The sequence below is a fragment of the Corynebacterium sp. AOP40-9SA-29 genome (genome assembly GCF_052377405.1).
Taxonomy (GTDB): domain Bacteria; phylum Actinomycetota; class Actinomycetes; order Mycobacteriales; family Mycobacteriaceae; genus Corynebacterium.
In genome coordinates, this window is record NZ_JBQSWR010000006.1 from 96,550 (window position 1) to 114,713 (window position 18,164).

Consider the following 18,164-nt stretch of genomic DNA (forward strand, 5'->3'; position numbering starts at 1 on the left):
GCTCCTATGGGGCGGTCGTGATGGTCCCCGGTACGGGGGTGAAAGGACACTCTAAAGGTAAGGGAACGGACGCTCGGAGTCCTAGTCGTCCCCGGTCTCATCCCCCCGCTGCGGGGAGCGGGGCTCTGGGGAGGACGCTGAATCGGACGCTACGGCCGCCGCGCGGCGCCGCGTGAGCGGGTATAGCGCGGTCATGGCCAGCAGGAAGATCACGCCCGCCCACAGGGCGGAGTGGTATTCGTCCATCCAGATCATCGTTCCGAAGGTGAGAAGAATCACGCCGATGGCGAAGAACTGGCCCACCGGCCACAGCGGGACCGGGAATGCCGGGGGTGTGCCGTTCTCGTTCTTCACCGCGTTCTTCCCGTACCGGCTTCCGAGGTGGGCGAGCAGGATCATCAGCCACACGAAGACGGTGGCGAAGGTGGCCAGGGCGGCGATGCTCTGGAACATCTCGGCAGCGGTGCTGCTGGCGAGCTGCAGCGCCACGCCGACCAGCAGGACGACCAGCATGACACCGATGGTGGTCACCGGGACGCCCCGGTGGTTCAGGCGGGCGAAGATCCGCGGCGACAGTCCCTGGCGGGCCATGCCGAAGACCACGCGTCCGGCCCCGTAGAGATCGGAGTTGATCGCCGAGAGTGCCGCAGAAACGACCACCACGTTCAGCGCGGCGGCGGCCCATCCGATGCCGAGGTCGCTGAAGATCTGGACGAACGGGGACTCCTCACCGGTGATCTGCCGCCAGGGGATCACCGCCACGATCACCATGATGGCCAGCACATAGAACAGCAGAATGCGCATCGGCACCGTGTTCACGGCCTTGGGGATCGTCTTCTCGTGGTCGGCGGCTTCGCCGGCGGTGACCCCGATGATCTCGGTGCCGCCAAAGGCGAAGAGCACGAGGATCAGGGCGCTGAAGACACCGGTCACGCCATTGGGGAACAGCCCGCCGTCGTTCCAGAGGTTGTCGAATCCGGCGGAGCCGCCGGTGTCGAGGTTGAAGACCAGGATCGCTGCGCCGCCGAGGATCATCGCGACCACGGCCGTGACCTTGATCGAGGTGAACCAGAATTCCAGCTCCCCGTACCAGCGCGCGCTGGCCAGGTTCGCCGCGCCGACGATCAGCAGTGCCACGGACACCCACACCCAGCCTGGAGTGTCGGGGAACCAGAACGTCATGTACACCGTGATGGCCGTGAGGTCGGCCAGGCACACGATGATCATCTCGAAGGCGTACATCCAACCGGTGATGTAGCCGGCCCAGCCGCCGAGGTAGCGGCGGCAGTACTCTGCGAAAGATCCGGGGGCGGGGTCGGCGACAGCCATTTCGCCCAGGGCGCGGAGCATGAAGTAGACCACCGCGCCGCCAAGGAGGTAGACGAACACCACGCCGGGGCCCGCGGCGCCGATGGCGCCGGAGGAACCGTAGAACAGGCCGGTGCCGATCGCGGAGCCCAGTGCGATGAAGTGGATGTGCCGGTGGGTCAGCGTGCGGCGGAGCTGGCGTTCTTGCCGGACGGGGGCGCTTGAGTCACTCACGGACTCACATACTAACCATCGGAGAGTCCTATATCACAGCGTGGGCCGTCCGAATCGCTTTTATGGCGTCGGCCACGTACTGTGAGATCAATGTCTGAAACTGAGAACGTAACCGGCGACGAAAATATGCCGGAAACCTCCCAGTCGTCAGTACCTCAGGAGAATCTGCACGAGGATGCCACCTCCCCGGTCACGGGGTCGTCGGACCTCGGTGACGAAGTGGGCGCAGAGATTCCCGAGAGCACTGTGGACGGGGACGTCACCGAGAAGAACATCCAAACAGAAAACGAGAAGAACGGCTTCGATACCCTCGGCTTGCCGCCGAAGATCCTCGAAGCCGTGGAACGGGTCGGCTTCACGACCCCGTCGCCGATCCAGGCGTCAACCATTCCCACCCTCATGGAGGGTCGGGACGTCGTGGGTCTGGCACAGACCGGTACCGGTAAAACCGCTGCCTTCGCTCTGCCCGCGCTGTCGCGCCTCGATCCCAACCAGCGCACCCCGCAGGTGCTGGTTCTCGCCCCCACGCGAGAGCTCGCCCTGCAGGTCGCTGACTCCTTCGAGACCTTCGCCAAGCAGCTCGGCGGCGTCAGCGTCCTGCCGATCTACGGTGGTGCACCCTACGGTGCCCAGCTGTCCGGCCTGCGCCGTGGCGCCCAGGTCGTCGTCGGCACCCCCGGTCGCGTGATCGACCACCTGGCCAAGGGCAGCCTGGATCTGTCCGGTCTGCGTTTCCTCGTCCTCGACGAGGCCGACGAGATGCTCAACATGGGCTTCCAGGAGGATGTCGAGCGCATCCTGTCCGACACCCCCGACGACCGCCAGGTCGCCCTGTTCTCGGCCACCATGCCGTCGGCGATCCGTCGCCTCTCCAAGCAGTACCTGAACGACGCCGCCGAGATCACGGTGAAGTCCACGCAGCGCACCGCGGAGAACATCGAGCAGGACTACCTGTACGTCACCTACCGCAACAAGCTCAACGCGCTGACCAGCATCCTCGAGGTCACCGACTTCGACGCGATGATCCTCTTCGTCCGCACGAAGAACGACACCGAAGAGGTCGCCGAGAAGCTGCGTGAGCGCGGGTTCGACGCTGCCGCCATCAACGGCGACATCCCGCAGAACCAGCGTGAGCGCACCGTCGACCAGCTCAAGGACGGTCGCCTCGACATCCTCGTGGCCACCGACGTTGCTGCCCGTGGTCTCGACGTGGAGCGCATCACCCACGTCTTCAACTACGACATCCCGCGCGACACCGAGTCCTACGTGCACCGCATCGGCCGTACCGGCCGTGCCGGTCGCCACGGCCGCGCGATCCTCTTCGTCACCCCGCGTGAGGGCCGTCTGCTCAAGAACATCGAGCGGGCCACCAAGTCCAAGCTCAACGAGATCGAGCTGCCGGGCGTCGACCAGGTCAACGAGGCACGCAAGAAGAAGTTCCACGCCTCGATCACCGAGTCGCTCAAGGGCAAGCAGGTCGCGACTTTCCGCGACCTGATCGCCGAGTACGCCACCGAGAACGACGTCGAGCCCACGGAGATCGCCGCGGCACTGGCCGCCAAGCTCCAGGGCAAGGAGCCGTTCCTCATGGAGGAGATCCAGGAGCCGCGCCGCGAGCGCCGTGACCGCAATGATCGTGGAGACCGCGGCGACCGCCGTGACGGTTTCGACGGCCAGACCGGTGTGCACCGCCCGTTCAAGGAGCGCTTCAACAAGCAGGCGCCCACGGTCACCGACCGCAACGGCAAGTCTCTCGCGGTCTACCGCATCGGCGTCGGCCACCGGCAGCGCGTGCGCCCGGGTGCCATTGTTGGTGCCCTGGCCAACGAGGGAAACATGAACTCCCGCGACTTCGGCCGGATCAGCATCTTCTCCGAGCACTCCCTGGTGGAGCTGCCCGCCGACCTGCCGCGCGAGACCTTCGAGTCCCTCGACCAGACCCGGATCTCCGGCAAGCTGATCAACATCGAGCCGGACCCCGGCGCCCCCGCCGGACGCCCCGCGCGCACCCGTCAGGACGGCGACCGTGGTGGCAACCGCGGCGGCGGACGTCCCCGCGGCGACCGCAATGACCGGGGCGATCGTAACGACCGCGGCAACCGCGGCCGGAACGACCGTGGCAACGGCGGCGGACGCTTCGACCGCGACCGCAGCGACCGCGACCGTGGTGACCGCGGAGGACGCGGCAGCTTCCGCGGCAACCGCGGTGGCAAGCGCGACTGACGGTCACTGACGGTCACAGACCGCACACCTGTCGTGCCGTGTCCGCGTCCGCGGCACTGACAGTGAGCTGGTAGTTCAGGCTCACCGCGAGATAGCGCGCGGCATACGCACAGCCGGCTCCCGAGAGGGAGCCGGCTTTTGCCGTCTGGGGGAGCCATTCACCCAGCGTCCCGTCGCTCTTCGCCTGGTTCGCCGCACCGGAGACAGCCAAGAGGTTGAGGTCACGGTCATTGGCGAAGGCCACGCGTGCCGAGCGCTCCCATCCCCATGCCCCGTGGTCCCAGGCCGCTGAGAGCGGCACTACGTGGTCGATCTCCACGTCCCCGGGGGTGAGGGGTTCGCCGGTGTACACGTCGGTGGTCTCACCGGTCGCGACGGCGCAGGAGCCGGTCGTACCGGGGGAGTGGTCGGCGAAGGCGTCCAGGAGGACGAGGTTCCGGGTGCTGCACCCGACCCCGTCGCTGTACTGCTGGGACCACCCGCCGAAATGGTCGCGGGAGTAACCGAGCACGTGGACGCGGCGCGGTACCGTGCGCAGGTCCTCGAGCGCCGCCGCCACCGCCGCGCGGTCGGCGGACGCCGGGGCGTCCTGCGTCCTCCCGGAGGGCACCAGCACGCTGGCGCCCAGCAGGGCACCGGCGAGGAACAGCGGCGGGAACGACGAAACCGGCCGGGGGAGTCTCATGGTGAAGAGAGACTCCCCCGGCCGGTCCGGAGGTTCCCGTCCGGGGCAGATCCGCGCGGGGCGCGGATCAGATCCCGGGGGTCAGGCCTTGGGGTAGATCACTGCTAGAGCTTGCCCTCGGCAGACTCTGCCTCGACCTTGGCACGAGCGGCCTCGAGGTCGACATCGTCGTTGTCGACGGTGAGCTGGGCGAAGCGCAGGGCCTCGTCGAACTCGTCGGTGATCTCCTTGGAGGGGGCCTTGGTGGCCAGGGTGACGGTGACCATCAGGATGATGTTCAGCGCCACGCCCGGGATCATCTCGTACAGGCCGAAGGGCTTGTCCATGACACCGAACTGCGGCAGGCCACCCCAGATGAAGGCGACCAACGCGCCGGCGATCATACCGGCCGCGGCACCCTGGGCGTTGAGTCGACGCCAGTACAGCGATGCCACGATGACCGGTCCGAAGGCCGCACCGAAGCCAGCCCAGGCGAACTCGACCAGGCCGAGGATCGCCGAATCCGGATCCAGGGCGATGAGCGCGGCGATGATCGCCACGATGACGACCATGGCACGCGACAGGTTCTTCAGCAGCGTATCGGAGGCGTTCTTGTTGATCATGCCCGCGTAGATGTCCTCCACCAGAGCGGAGGCGACCACGAGCAGCTGCGAGGAGACCGTGGACATGATCGCGGCCAGCACGGCGGTGAGGATCAGGCCGGCGACCAGCGGGTGGAAGAGCACCTTGGCCATGTCCAGGAAGTTGGTCTCGTAGTTCGCCGTGTCAGAGAACATGGCCTCCGAGGTCTGGGCGAAGAAGACCGGGGCGGTCATGGCGATGAACACCGCGCCGATGAGGCACAGGAACATCCAGCTGACACCCCAGCGACGGCCGGCGACGGCGTCGGACGGCTTACGCATGGCCATGAAGCGCACCACGATGTGGGGCTGGCCGAAGTAGCCGAGTCCCCAGGCGAGGTTCGAGATGATGATGATGAACGCGGCCCAGGTGGTCGTGTCATTGAACTGGAACAGGTTGTAGAAGTTCGAGTTCGCACCGACGGCGTTCGCCGCGTTGTCGGCCATGGAACCGTAGTCGTTGTCGAGCTGGTAGGTGAAGATGTCGCCCGGGTTGTCCAGCGAGATGATCGCGAACACCGGCACCAGGATCAGCGCCAGGAACATCATCGAGCCCTGGACCACGTCGGTGTAGGACACCGCGAGGAAGCCACCAACGAAGGTGTAGACCACGGTGACGGCGCCGATGATGGCCAGGCCGGTGAGGTAGTCACCGTCGAAGCTGGACTGGAAGTAACGGCCACCGGCGACCATGCCGGAGGACACGTAGAAGACGAAGAACACCAGGATGATGATGCCGGCGACGACACGCAGCGTGTGGCTGTTGTCGCGCAGACGGTTCTCGAAGAACGACGGGACGGTGATCGAGTTATTCGACACCTCGGTGTAACTACGCAGCCGGGGCGCGACCAGTTTCCAGTTCAGCCAGCAACCGATCAGCAGCCCGACGCCCATCCAGATTTCGGAGAAACCTGACATGAACAGTGCGCCGGGCAGGCCCATCAGCAGCCAGCCGGACATGTCGGATGCGCCGGCGGACAGTGCGGCGACGAACGGGTGGAGGCCGCGGCCTCCGACCATGTAGTCCTCGTACTTGTCTGTCTTGGTGAAACTCCAGACTCCGATGCCGAGCATCACAGCTAGATAGATCACCATGGCGATAATGAACCAGGTTTGTTCACTCACCGTTGGCCTCCTCAAGTAGGTGGTAGCGGTTGATCGTTCAGAATTAGCAGTCGCCACCCCACTGGGTGGGGAGGCGGCACCCCATCAGGGTTCCATGTCCGCACCTCGATATCCAGCCAGACAGCCAAATTATCCGAATGTTCTCGCCAGGTTTCTGCCAGGATCGACTCGGTGGACCCGATGTTCGACTGTTTGGGTGCACGCGTGGATTCCAAGTCCGGGCCCCGTGGTACACAAGGGGAGTGACTGACTACCAGGTTCATCTCCTCTGGCTGAACGGCCAGGGCCTCCACGTCTGGGCGGAACGTGTCGAGGGGCACGCTGCCGTTGTCGACGCGTCCGACATCGTCGAGGGGGCGCTGCCCGATCCGCTGTACGAGTTGATGACGGCCCGCCCGCTGCGCCGCCGGGACGCGGTGCAGGTCGCGACGCCGAAGGGCAAGGTGCTGGCGCTCGACCTGCCCACCCAGGGTTACACACCCGAACAGGCCTTGAGCGTGCTCGGCGGACTGTCCCGCTATCTGCGGTCGACGGGCTCGACGGGCTCGGCGGGGTCGGTGGAGGGGCTGAGCCCGGAGTCGTTGTGGCTCGTCCGCCTCTACGAGCTCCTCCTGGAGGCGGTCCATGCCGGTCGGGTGATGACGAAGATGCAGTTTGCCGACGGTCACTGGTTCCCCACCTGGTGTCTGTCGACCAGCGGCGACCACAATCCGGTGGTCCGCGAGTTCCAGGCGAGTGCTCCGGCGGTGCTCACCCTCAATGGGGGGCCGGACGTGCTGCTGCGCGCCGCCGATGAGCTGGTGCACTGGATGTGCGTGCGGCTGTTGGAAGACCGGATGGAATTGGTCGGGGGAGTCCCGGAGAACCATTTCCTCCACGCATTGGTCACGGGGGAGGCCGACAAGCGAGCCAACTCCGGGATCGCGGAGTTGTTGAATACCTGGCGGGCCTCGGCGCGTGAGGCGTCCACCCGACTGGTGCTGTCCCTGGAGGAGCCGGACAGCCTGGCCAACTCGGTGGGGCCGGGCCGTGACAAGGTCGCAGGGAGCGAGGCCGGGCAGTGCTGGCGGGTGGAGGTCAGGTTGTCCGTGGACGACGGACCCGCCCAACCGATCAAGGCCGCCGAGGCCACCGGATCGGTACGGCAGACATTGCGCACCGGGCTCGACCAGGCGTATCGGGCCTGGCCGGAGTTGCGGGAGTACACCGCGGCTGCCGAGGCATGGCTGCGCACCAAACTGTGGTTCCCGCCCTCGGAGTCGCTGACCGGACGGCCGGAGAAAGACCGTGCCGTCTACCTGGCGCTGGACACCTCCCAGGTGGAAAGGCTGCTGGGGGAGGGTGTCCAGGCTCTGTCCGCCAACGGCATCGAGGTGCTCGTGCCAAGAGCATGGTCGCGGGTGCGTCCGGATGTGCGGGTGAAGGTCACCCCGGTCGGTCAGGGCCCCGGTTCGGGGAAGATGGGGCTGGACCAGGTGCTGTCCTTCGACTGGTCGATCGCCGTCGACGGGGAGGAGCTCAGCGCCGAGACGATGGAGGAGCTGATGAACAGCGCCTCGTCGATGGTGGAGCTCCATGGCCGCTACGTCCGGCTGGACACTAACTCCCTGAACGCCGCGCGCAACTACTTCGCCCGGCTGCGGGACGCGGCGGCGGAGGCTGCGTCCGGCGCTGCGTCCGGGGACGGGGAGCAGGACGCACAGCTCACCCTCGTCGACCTCGTCGACGCGGAGCTGGACTCCCTGGCCGAGGGTGGCCCGGGCATGGAGGAGATCACGGTCGACGCGGAAGGCTGGCTCGACCGGCTCGTCCGCTCCTTCTTCCCGAATCCGTGGAAGGACGAGGGCCGCCCTGCTCTGGCCCCACCCGAGCTCGTCGACGTGCCGGCGATGGTGCAGACGACGCTGCGCGACCACCAACGCCGTGGCCTCAACTGGCTGGTGTGGATGTTCCGGCACCGCATCGGTGCCATCCTCGCCGACGATATGGGACTGGGCAAGACCCTGCAGGTCCTGAGCCTGTTGGCCTGGGAGCGTGAGGCGGGCGAAGCCGAAGGGCCGACGTTGGTCATCGCGCCGACCTCGGTGCTCGACACCTGGCGCGCGGAGGTGGAGCGCCACGTCCCGGGACTGTCGGTGCTGGTCGATCACGGTTCCCGGAAGGTCGCCGAGAAGGACTTCGTGGAGCGCGCCACGTCCAATGACATCGTGCTCACGACCTACGGCACCGTGGCACGCAATGCCGCCCGCTATGGTCTGTTGACCTGGGGTCGGGTCGTCGCCGATGAGGCGCAGAACATCAAGAACCCCGGTACCGCGCAGAGCCGGGCGGTGGGCCTGATCCCCGCCGGCCACCGGCTGGCATTGACCGGTACCCCGGTGGAGAACCGCCTTTCCGAGCTGCATTCGATCCTCAACTTTTGCAACCCGGGGATTCTGGGCAGTGCCCAGGCCTTCCAGAACCGGTTGGCGATGCCAGCGGAGAAGGGCGAGAACGACGACAGCCGCGATCAGTTGCGCAGGCTGGTGGAACCTTTCATCCTGCGACGGGTGAAGGACGATGCGGCGGTGGGGCTGAACCTCCCGGACAAGCACGAGATCATTGACCAGGTGCCGCTGACCGAGGAACAGGCGGCCCTCTACGAGGCGTACACCTCGAGCCTGGAGCGTCGGATCGCCGAGGCGAAGGGCAAGGGTCGCAGCGGGATCATCCTCGGTGCGCTGGTGCGCATCAAGCAGATCTGCAACCACCCAGCCCACTTCACCGGCGACGGGTCCGGGTTGATGAAGAACGGTCGGCACCGGTCGAAGAAGGTCGAGCGACTGTTTGAGATCGTCGAGGAAGCATTGGCCAGCGACCGGAAAGTGCTGGTGTTCACCCAGTTCCCGTCCTTCGGCGCGATGCTGGCCCCAGAGTTGCAGCGCAACTTCGCTGCTCTCGCCGACGGCGGTGTCCCGGTGCTGCACGGGGGGCTCAGCCGTGGTGAGCGCACGAGGATGGTCGACGCTTTCCAGTCTGACGACGGGCCGAAGGTGATGATCCTGTCCACCAGGGCGGGCGGAACCGGCATCACGCTGACCCACGCCAGCGTGGTGGTGCACATCGACCGGTGGTGGAATCCGGCGGTCGAGGACCAGGCCACGGACCGGGCTTACCGTATCGGACAGGGACGTGAGGTCACCGTTCACAAGCTCGTCTCCGTCGGTACCCTGGATGAACGCATCAACGACATCCTCAGTTCGAAACGGGAGCTGGCAGGAGACATCGTCACCACCGGTGAGGGGTGGATTGCGAAGTTGGATGACGGCGACCTCGCCGAGCTCTGGATGCTGAGGCGTTCCACGGTGGACAGGACGTCCGCCGGCAGCGACCGGGCGGAGCCCGCCACCCGCCGACGGGCCGACGACAGCGAAGGGAACGGGGAGAACAATGAGTGACCGCTGGGACGAACGTCGCAAGGCCCGGGCGAGGATCGGCATCCCGCAGCCCGAATGGGGCGACAACGTGGTGTCCGCGGACTTCAGTCGCGGCCGTAAGACCGCGAAGAAGCCGGGACGCTCGGGGCAGACGGGGGCGACGTCACCGGTGAAGCGTACTGACGAGTCGGCTGCTGCCTCGGCAGGTACCTCGGCCGCGCATACCAAGGATGCGGAGCAACCCCGGAGCACGAAGGACGGGTGGGCTGCCGAGGAGATCATGCGTACCGCCACCGCTCAGGCCGACGCGGCTCGACTGTCGCGTGGACGAACCTACTTCCGTGGTGGCCACGCCTCACGCCTCGACTACGAGCTTGGCCGAGTCGACGCCCTGGTCAGCGGTACCCAGCTGGAACCTTTCGAGGTACAGATCCGGTGGCGCCCGCTGACCCAGCGGCAGATCGACTTCGTCATCGGCGAGTGTGGCGACCAGCCCGACAACGTCCGTCGTCTGCTGGCGGGTATGCGCCCGACGTCCACCGTGGCCAGCGTGCTCTTCGGCGTCGAGCACTATATGGACTCGTTCTGTACCTGCCCCGATCTCGCAGAGTTCTGCAAACACCGGGTCTGCGTCGCGTATGCCCTCGCCGCCCGGTTCGCCAAGGATCCCAGGGAGTTCCTTGCCTGGCGCGGTATCGACGTGGAGGAGTTGCTGGCAGCCACCGGTGGATCACTTGGCTCCCCGAACGGTTGGCCGGAAGAGACCGGCGGCAGAGAAGACGGGCCAGAAGCTGGCGTGGGGGCCACCGGTACAGGAGTGTCCGGGCGTGTCGAACGCAGTGGAGACGGCGAAGGCGACGGCGAAGCAGGCGATCAAGCAGGTGAGTCAGCAGGTGAGGCCACCGCTGAGCAGCCCGAAGACACCACGACGTACTCCCCGACGGAGTTCTGGGGTGACCCAGATGCCCTCCCGTCCTGGGGCTCGCTGGACATGGAGATCGGTCTCGACCTGGGGGATACGCAGGCCAGGGACAGGGCATTACGAAAGTTCAGCTGGAACAACGCCGACCAGCTCCGCGTCCTCGACACATTGACCCGGTGCTATGAGGCGCTTACGGCGCTGGATGATCCCAGCGAGCCCTATGGGCAGGACGGTCCGCGCGGTGCCGATGGTCGGGTGTTCGAACGCGAACCGTGGATGTCCGGGCCGGATGATAGAAGTGGGAACCATGACTGAGACAGCGGCGCTACCCGTGAACTTGCCCCCTCTACCGGAGGATGGCGTGTTCCGGTTCATGCACACCTCCGACTGGCAGCTGGGCATGGACCGGTGGTTCCTGGGTGATGAGGCGGGGCCTCGCTACCGTGAGGCCCGCCTCGCCGCGGTGGAACGGCTGCTCACCACCGCTGGCGAGCGGGGCTGTGGTGCCGTCGTCGTCGCCGGAGACGTCTTCGACGACAACCTCGTCGACCCGGTCACGTGGCGCCGAGCAGTGGACATCCTGAGGCGCAGCCCGGTGCCGGTGTTCCTGCTGCCGGGTAATCATGACCCCTATGATGCGGCCAGTGTCTACCGGTCCCGGGAGTTCGACGACCTGGCACCGACCGTTCAGGTGCTCACCGACTCTCGTCCGCGCACTGTCGCCCACAGCGCTGTGCCCGCCGAGATCCTCGGAGCACCCTTATTGTCGAAGTACATGAGCACCGACCCGGTGGCCGCGGCGCTGACAGGGTCGGTGTCTGACGACACGGGTGACGACACGGCTGGCGATACGGGCGACGACAGCGCGCCGGGGAGGCAGCCGGGTGGGGTGCGGATCCTCGTCGGGCATGGTGCCACCCAGTCACGGACCTCAGGCGGCGATCCCGCGGTCATCGACGTCGCTGCTGCCGCAGAGGCATGCCGCGAGGGGATCATCAATTTCCTCGCCCTGGGTGACACCCACTCGGTCGGGTGTCTGCACCCGGACGGGACCGTCTGGTACTCCGGCAGCCCTGAGGTAACCGACTTCCGTGAGGAAGACGGCGGCGGCGAAGGCCGCTCGGGCTATGCGCTGATCGTCGACGTTGCCCCAGATGTTGCCGCAGACGCCGGCCGGGCCGCGTCCACGATCGGGGTCGAAGAGATCTCAACCGGGCGCTGGCGGTTCCAGGCGTTGTCTGCCCACATCAACGGTCCGCAGGATGTCGAGGAGTGGATCGCCAGGCTCGAGGAGATGACGGAGAAGCGCACCACCGTGGTGAAGTACGCGCTGACCGGCAGCGTCGACCTGGCCACCGCGGCGGTGCTCGACGAGGAGATGGAACGGGTTCGCCCGGCGTTCGCTGCACTGTATGAACGTCAACGGTTGATGGACCTGCACGTCGTCCCCGGTGATGAGGAGCTCGCCGGCGCGGATTGGCCAGGGGTCGTTGGTGTGGCAGCGAGGGAACTCGCCGACCGCGGTGCCCACGAGGACGAGACCGCCCAAGATGCGCTTCGCTTGCTCTACCGACTCAGCGCACAGAAGGGGAACTAGGAAGACGATGCTGAATATCAGGTCACTGACCCTGTCACATGTGGCGGGAGTCGAGTACGCCCATCTGGAGTTCCCGGACAACGGGGTACTCGTGGTCCACGGCCCCAATGAGGTGGGCAAGTCCACCCTGCTGCGCGCAATCCGGCTGCTGCTCGACGACACCCCCACTAGTTCACGTAAGCGGGAGGTCAAGGCGCTCAAAGACGTGGGCGTGGATGAGCCGACCACGATCAGTGCGCAGATGGTGGTCGGGGACATGGAGTTGCATCTCACCAAGGCCTACAACAAGGGAACCGGACGGTGCGAACTGCAGGTGAGTTCGCCGCGTGCCGAGAGCCTGACCGGACGGGAGGCCTCCGATCGCTTCGCCGAGATCCTGCGTGGTGAGGTCGACACCGACCTGTTGGACGCACTCACCGTGGAGCAGGGGGCGAGTCTCGACCAGCTGGCCGCCGCCGGGCTCGGCCCGCTGGAGCGGGCCCTGGCCGAGGACACCGGCGTACAGGTCACCGCAGCGGGGGAGCAGGGTGACATCGGTGCGGCTTCGACCCTGGTTGAACGCATCGCCGCTGAACGGTCCCGTTACTTCACTCCGAGCGGGAGAGCGTCGAAGGAGCTCAAAGCAGCGGACGACGAGCTGGCGGTAGCACTGGAGGAGCACGGCACCGCCGAGCACGCCTACGACCAGGCGCAGAAGCTGATCACCGAGCTCGAGCGCCTGCGCACAGAGAAAGACGAGATCGCACGGCAGGAACCGACGGCACGTGCGGAGGCGCAGTCCACCGCCGCCGATCTGGAGAAGGGGCGCGAGCGTCAGCGCCGGATCGACGAGCACAGCCTTGCCGTGACCAGGGCGAACCAGGAATTGGACCTGGCCGAGCAGCGCCTCCAGGTTCGTGAGGACCGGGTGACGGAACTGACTGAGGCGACCACGGTCCGCGATGCCGCCGCCGAGGCAGTGACCGCGGCGACCGAGGCCGCCGATGGCGAACGACAACGGGAAACAGAGCTCAGAGAATCCCTGGCCGAACATCGACGGCGTGCCCGCACCCTCTCCGCCTACGGCAGGTACCTCAGTGCCAGCGAGCGTCGTGAGGAGGTGGCAAAAACCCGTCAGGCACTAGCGGAACAGCAGGAGAAGGCTGAGGACGTCTCCCGGAAGATCGAGGAGACCCGTAAGAACCTCGCCGACAACCCCGTCACACCGGAATTGGAGTCGACGGTCAGGCAGGCGGAGGCCGAGCGCCGCCGGGCGCTCGGTATCCGGGATGCCTCGGCCACACTCGTCGAGGTCAGTGGACCTGTGGGTACGCAATTTCGGGTGGACGGCAGCGACCGAGAACTCGCCGAGGTTCCCGAAAGCCTGCGGGTCACCTCCCCGCGGGAACTGGAATTTGGCGATGTCACGGTCAACGTCACCCCGGCCCGGGGAAAGGACGGATCGGTTGATGCCGGAGACCTCGACGCCGATGTAGAGAGGGCGGAGGCAGCCCTCCGTGCCGCTCTGGCCGAGGCAGGGGTCACGAACCTCGAGGACGTGGCAGACCGGGCCGAGGCCAGGCGGGTGCTCCAGGAGTCGCTCGGGGAACTGCGGATCACCCTGAGCCAGGCGACCGGTGGCCTGTCGCTGGAGGAACTTCGTCAGAAGACCGAGGAGAACGACCGGGACTATCGCACCGCGGATGCCGCGGTCTCCACGGCCCACGACCTCATCTCCGAGGAGGACCCCGATGGGGTGGTGACCTTGCCCGAGGGCAGCGCCACCGATGCAATCCTTCGGCAGGTCGACGAGGCCGAGGCGCAGGCGGAGAAGACCAGGGAGGATCTCGACACCCTGGCACGCACCGGGGCTGTCGCCGTCCTGACCAGCCGGGTCGAGGAGCGCGACCGCGCCGAGGCCCGGGTGACCACCATCGGCTCCGCGCTGGAGAAGATGCGCGCCGAGGTCGGTGACGACCACCTGCGCGAGCAGGTGACTCTCGCCCATCAAGGTGTCGACACGGCACAGGGGGAGTTGGACGCCCTGCTCGCGGAGACCGACCACAGCGCCGGCGACCTCGACACGCTCGAAGGCCTCGCCGAAGGTGCCCAGTCACGGGTCACGAAACTGCGTGACCGGGCCGACCGCATCGGCCACGAGATCTCCGGGGCCAATGGCGCACTCGGCGAACACAGCGGCGTCGCCGAACGCCTGGAGGTAGCCACCTCCAGGCTGGAACGTGCCCGTCGGACCCAGGACCGGGTGAACCGACAGGCCCAGGCCGCCGATGCGCTCCACCAGGCGGTGCAGGCCGCGCGCGACGATGCCCGGCGTCGCTACGAGGCCCCGTACCGGGCTTCGGTAGAGAAACTCGCCCGCACCCTCTACGGGCGGGCGGTCACCATCGAGTTCGACGAGGACCTGCGCATCTCGCGCCGGGTGCTGGACTCCACGGCCCTCGATGCTGCACAGTTGTCCGGCGGTGCCAGGGAGCAGTTGTCGATTCTGTCCCGCCTTGCCGTCGCTGACATCGTGGGCAAGGGGGAGGGCGTACCGGTGGTCATCGACGATGCACTCGGCTTCGCCGACTCCGCGCGGGTGCAGCGCATGAACGTGGTGCTGTCTCAGCTCGGCAGGACCAACCAGATCATCGTGCTCACCTGTGACCCCGCCCGGTTCGACAGTGTGCCCGGGGCCACGGTGACCTCCATGGCGGAGCTCCAGGGCTGACGCGAAAAGCGGCCTGACCACTATCAATGATAGTGATCAGGCCGCATAGCGAGTGCCCCCGAGACGATTCGAACGTCCGACCGCTGGTACCGGAAACCAGTGCTCTATCCCCTGAGCTACGGAGGCAATGCGGCTACTATAGCACCGCCGATCCGCGCCACCGCAAAACCCCCGGACGGGACGCGATTCACGGACGCAACCCCCGGACTTGTTACTCTCGTGGGTTGTGACTCCAGCTGAACTCGCCTCCATCATTACCGAGACCACCCGCACTGTCCTGGCGGACCATGATCTCGACCCCGCCGTCGTGCCTGAACTGGCCACCGTCGAACGTCCCCGTAACCCGGAGCACGGCGACTACGCCACCAACATCGCACTGCAGACCGCGAAGAAGGCAGGCACCAACCCGCGCGAGCTCGGTACCTGGCTCGCCGAGGCGCTCGCAACAGTTGACGGGGTGGACGAGGCTTCCATCGCCGGCCCCGGCTTCATCAACATCCGGCTCGCCGCCGACGCCCAGGGCAAGCTCGTCGCCGACATCATCACCGCCGGCGACTCCTACGGCACCGGCGACGACTACGCCGAGCAGCGCATCAACCTCGAGTTCGTCTCCGCCAACCCCACCGGCCCCATCCACCTGGGTGGTACCCGCTGGGCGGCAGTCGGCGACTCCCTGGGCCGCATCCTCGCCGCCCGCGGTGCTGCGGTGACTCGCGAGTACTACTTCAATGACCACGGCACCCAGATCGACCGGTTTGCCCGGTCGCTGGTCGCCTCGGCGAAGAACGAGAAGGCCCCCGAGGACGGTTACGGCGGAGAGTACATCGCCGATATCGCCAACCAGGTCATCGAGGCCACCCCGGACTGGGCGGACAACGACGACGCCGCCATCCAGGAGATCTTCCGCTCCCAGGGCGTGGAGCTGATGTTCGCGCACATCAAGCGCACCCTCGCCGAGTTCGGCACCGAGTTCGACGTGTACTTCCACGAGAACGCCCTGTTCGAGTCCGGTGCGGTGGACAAGGCCATCGCCACCCTGAAGGACAACGGCAACCTCTACGAGGCCGAGGGTGCCTGGTGGCTGCGGTCCTCCGAGTTCGGTGACGACAAGGACCGCGTGGTCATCAAGTCCGACGGCAACGCCGCCTACATCGCCGGCGACATCGCCTACATCGCCGACAAGATCGACCGCGGCCACAACCTGTGCATCTACATGCTCGGCGCCGATCACCACGGCTACATCGCCCGGCTCAAGGCCGCGGCCTCGGCTCTGGGCTATGACTCCGACCAGGTCGAGGTCCTCATCGGCCAGATGGTCAACCTGGTGCAGGACGGCAAGGCCGTGCGCATGTCCAAGCGCGCCGGCACCGTGATCACCCTCGATGACCTCGTCGAGGCGATCGGCGTGGACGCCGCCCGCTATGCGCTGATCCGCACCTCGGTGGACTCCTCCCTGGACATCGACATGAGCCTGTGGGCCAGCGAGACCAGCGACAACCCGGTCTACTACGTGCAGTACGGTCACGCGCGCCTGTGCTCGCTGCAGCGCAAGGCCACCTCGTTGGGTGTGGAGGTCCCCGAGGACCTCTCCACGCTGGACTTCTCACTGCTCGACCACGACCGCGAGGGGGATCTGATCCGCACGCTGGGCGAATTCCCGGGTGTGGTCGCCACGGCCGCCGAGCTGCGCGAGCCGCACCGCATCGCCCGGTACGCCGAGCACCTCGCCGGCACCTTCCACCGTTTCTACGACTCCTGCCAGGTCCTGCCGAAGTCGGACGAGCCCAATGGTGCCGACACCGCCGCGATCTTCCTGGCCCGTCTGGCTCTGGCCGATGCCACCCGACGTGTACTCGCCAACGCCCTGGGCCTGCTCGGGGTTTCCGCACCGGAGAGGATGTGACCTTCCACCATGGATCCTGACGTCCACCTGCCCCAGATCCCGCTGCGCAAGCGCACCGAGACTCTCGAGGACTTCAACAAGATTCCCGCGCACGTCTTCCCGATGTCTTCGGGACGTACCAGCGAAGGCGAGCTGGTCATCGCCGGCAACCGCGTCACCGACCTCGCCGAGCGCCACGGCACCGCCCAGTTCGTGATGGACGAGGCCGACTTCCGTGCGCGCTGCCGTCGTCTCGCCGTCGCCTTCGGCGGGGGAGAACGGGTGCACTACGCGTCCAAGGCATTCCTGTCGCGCACCGTGTGCCGCTGGATCGACGAGGAGGGCCTGGCGCTCGACGTGGCCAGCCACGGCGAGCTCGCCGTCGCCCTGGCCGCCGGTTTCCCGCCGGAGCGCATCACCGTGCACGGCAACAACAAGAACCGGGAGTTCATCACCGCCGCCGTGCGCGCCGGTGTGGAGCTCCTCGTGATCGACTCGGTCATCGAGATCGAGCGTGTCGCCGAGATCGCCGGTCAGGAGGGACGTCGTCAGGACGTCCTGGTGCGCGTGAAGCCCGGCGTGCACGCCGACACCCACGAGTTCATCGCCACCAGCCACGAGGACCAGAAGTTCGGCTTCTCGCTGGCCTCCGGCTCGGCCGAGGACGCCTGCATGACCTGCCTGTCCACCGAGGGGCTGCGCCTGCGCGGGCTGCACTGCCACGTCGGTTCGCAGGTCTTCGACGCCGACGGTTTCGCCCTGGCCGCCGACCGCCTGCTGGGCCTGTGGGTCCGCCTCGTCAGCGGCGAGTCCACGCACGACGTTAGTGCCCTCGACGTGCTCGACCTCGGCGGCGGCTACGGCATCGCCTACACCCCCGACCAGGAGGCCCTCGACGTCGAGGCCGTCGCCGGCGATCTGCTGGAGCGGGTCGCGGCGAAGGCCGCGTCCTACGGGGTCGCCGCGCCGGTGGTCAACGTGGAGCCGGGCCGCGCGGTCGTCGGTCCCTCGACCGTCACGCTCTACCGGGTCGGCACCGTCAAGGACGTGCACACCTCCGACGACACCGTGCGCCGCTACATCTCCGTGGACGGCGGCATGAGCGACAACATCCGCCCCGCCCTCTACCAGGCGGAGTACGACTGCCGTCTGGCCAACCGCGAGGCCAGCGGCGAGCTGGTAGCCACCCGCGTGGTCGGCAGCCACTGCGAGTCCGGTGACATCCTGGTCAACGACACCCTCATGCCGGACGACATCGTCCCCGGCGACCTGCTCGCCATCCCGGCGACGGGGGCGTACTGCTACATGATGTCCTCGCGCTACAACATGATGACCCGGCCCCCGGTGGTCGTCGTCTCCGACGGGGAGTCCCGGGAGATGATCCGCAGGGAGACAGTGGCGGACGTCATGGCACTCGAGAATTTCTGATGGTTTATCATCAG

At 66.9% G+C, this 18,164-nt stretch carries 10 protein-coding genes and 1 tRNA gene; 7 read left to right on the forward strand and 4 right to left on the reverse strand.

Features of this window, described 5'->3' with window-relative positions:
• Nucleotides 1-81: 81 nt before the first annotated feature.
• The gene (locus tag ACT3SZ_RS11550) at nt 82-1,542 is read right to left on the reverse strand and encodes an amino acid permease (RefSeq protein WP_444618762.1); all 1,461 of its coding nucleotides are present in this window, start codon (nt 1,540-1,542) and stop codon (nt 82-84) included.
• A 90-nt stretch (nt 1,543-1,632) separates the two neighbouring features.
• On the opposite strand from ACT3SZ_RS11550, the gene ACT3SZ_RS11555 reads away from it, so the two are divergent.
• Nucleotides 1,633-3,765 carry a DEAD/DEAH box helicase gene (locus ACT3SZ_RS11555; RefSeq protein ID WP_444618764.1) on the forward strand — a complete coding sequence of 711 codons (2,133 nt, stop codon included), beginning with the start codon at nt 1,633-1,635 and terminating at the stop codon, nt 3,763-3,765.
• A 13-nt stretch (nt 3,766-3,778) separates the two neighbouring features.
• On the opposite strand, the gene ACT3SZ_RS11560 is transcribed toward ACT3SZ_RS11555, so the two are convergent.
• Both ACT3SZ_RS11560 and putP read right to left on the reverse strand, forming a co-directional pair.
• Nucleotides 3,779-4,450: an HNH endonuclease family protein gene (locus ACT3SZ_RS11560; RefSeq protein WP_444618766.1), complete on the reverse strand. Its 672-nt coding sequence runs from the start codon at nt 4,448-4,450 to the stop codon at nt 3,779-3,781.
• Nucleotides 4,451-4,554: 104 nt separating this feature from the next.
• Nucleotides 4,555-6,195, reverse strand: coding sequence for a sodium/proline symporter PutP (gene putP / locus ACT3SZ_RS11565; protein WP_444618768.1), 1,641 nt, complete (start codon nt 6,193-6,195; stop codon nt 4,555-4,557).
• Nucleotides 6,196-6,437: 242 nt separating this feature from the next.
• Here putP and ACT3SZ_RS11570 point away from each other — a divergent pair, with 242 nt between their 5' ends.
• The 4 genes from ACT3SZ_RS11570 to ACT3SZ_RS11585 are packed head-to-tail and all read left to right on the forward strand — an operon-like array spanning nt 6,438 to nt 14,840.
• Nucleotides 6,438-9,632, forward strand: a complete 3,195-nt coding sequence (locus ACT3SZ_RS11570; RefSeq protein WP_444618770.1) for a DEAD/DEAH box helicase — start codon at nt 6,438-6,440, stop codon at nt 9,630-9,632.
• The gene (locus tag ACT3SZ_RS11575; RefSeq protein ID WP_444618772.1) at nt 9,625-10,848 is read left to right on the forward strand and encodes an SWIM zinc finger family protein; all 1,224 of its coding nucleotides are present in this window, start codon (nt 9,625-9,627) and stop codon (nt 10,846-10,848) included. The genes ACT3SZ_RS11570 and ACT3SZ_RS11575 overlap by 8 nt, the downstream gene beginning before the upstream one ends.
• Nucleotides 10,849-10,894: 46 nt before the next feature.
• A complete protein-coding gene (locus ACT3SZ_RS11580; RefSeq protein ID WP_444618774.1) occupies nt 10,895-12,130 on the forward strand; it encodes a metallophosphoesterase family protein in 1,236 nt (411 codons plus the stop codon).
• 7 nt (nt 12,131-12,137) lie between these two features.
• Nucleotides 12,138-14,840 (forward strand): AAA family ATPase, encoded by a 2,703-nt coding sequence (locus ACT3SZ_RS11585; protein WP_444618776.1) that lies wholly within the window; start codon nt 12,138-12,140, stop codon nt 14,838-14,840.
• A 53-nt stretch (nt 14,841-14,893) separates the two neighbouring features.
• Here the strand turns inward: ACT3SZ_RS11585 and ACT3SZ_RS11590 are convergent.
• A tRNA-Arg gene (locus tag ACT3SZ_RS11590) sits at nt 14,894-14,966 on the reverse strand.
• A 100-nt stretch (nt 14,967-15,066) separates the two neighbouring features.
• Between ACT3SZ_RS11590 and argS the strand changes: the two genes are divergently transcribed.
• Both argS and lysA read left to right on the forward strand, forming a co-directional pair.
• Nucleotides 15,067-16,743: an arginine--tRNA ligase gene (argS, locus tag ACT3SZ_RS11595; protein ID WP_444618778.1), complete on the forward strand. Its 1,677-nt coding sequence runs from the start codon at nt 15,067-15,069 to the stop codon at nt 16,741-16,743.
• 9 nt (nt 16,744-16,752) lie between these two features.
• Entirely contained in the window at nt 16,753-18,150 is a 1,398-nt protein-coding gene (lysA, locus tag ACT3SZ_RS11600; RefSeq protein ID WP_444618780.1) for a diaminopimelate decarboxylase, read from the forward strand.
• Nucleotides 18,151-18,164: the final 14 nt, after the last annotated feature.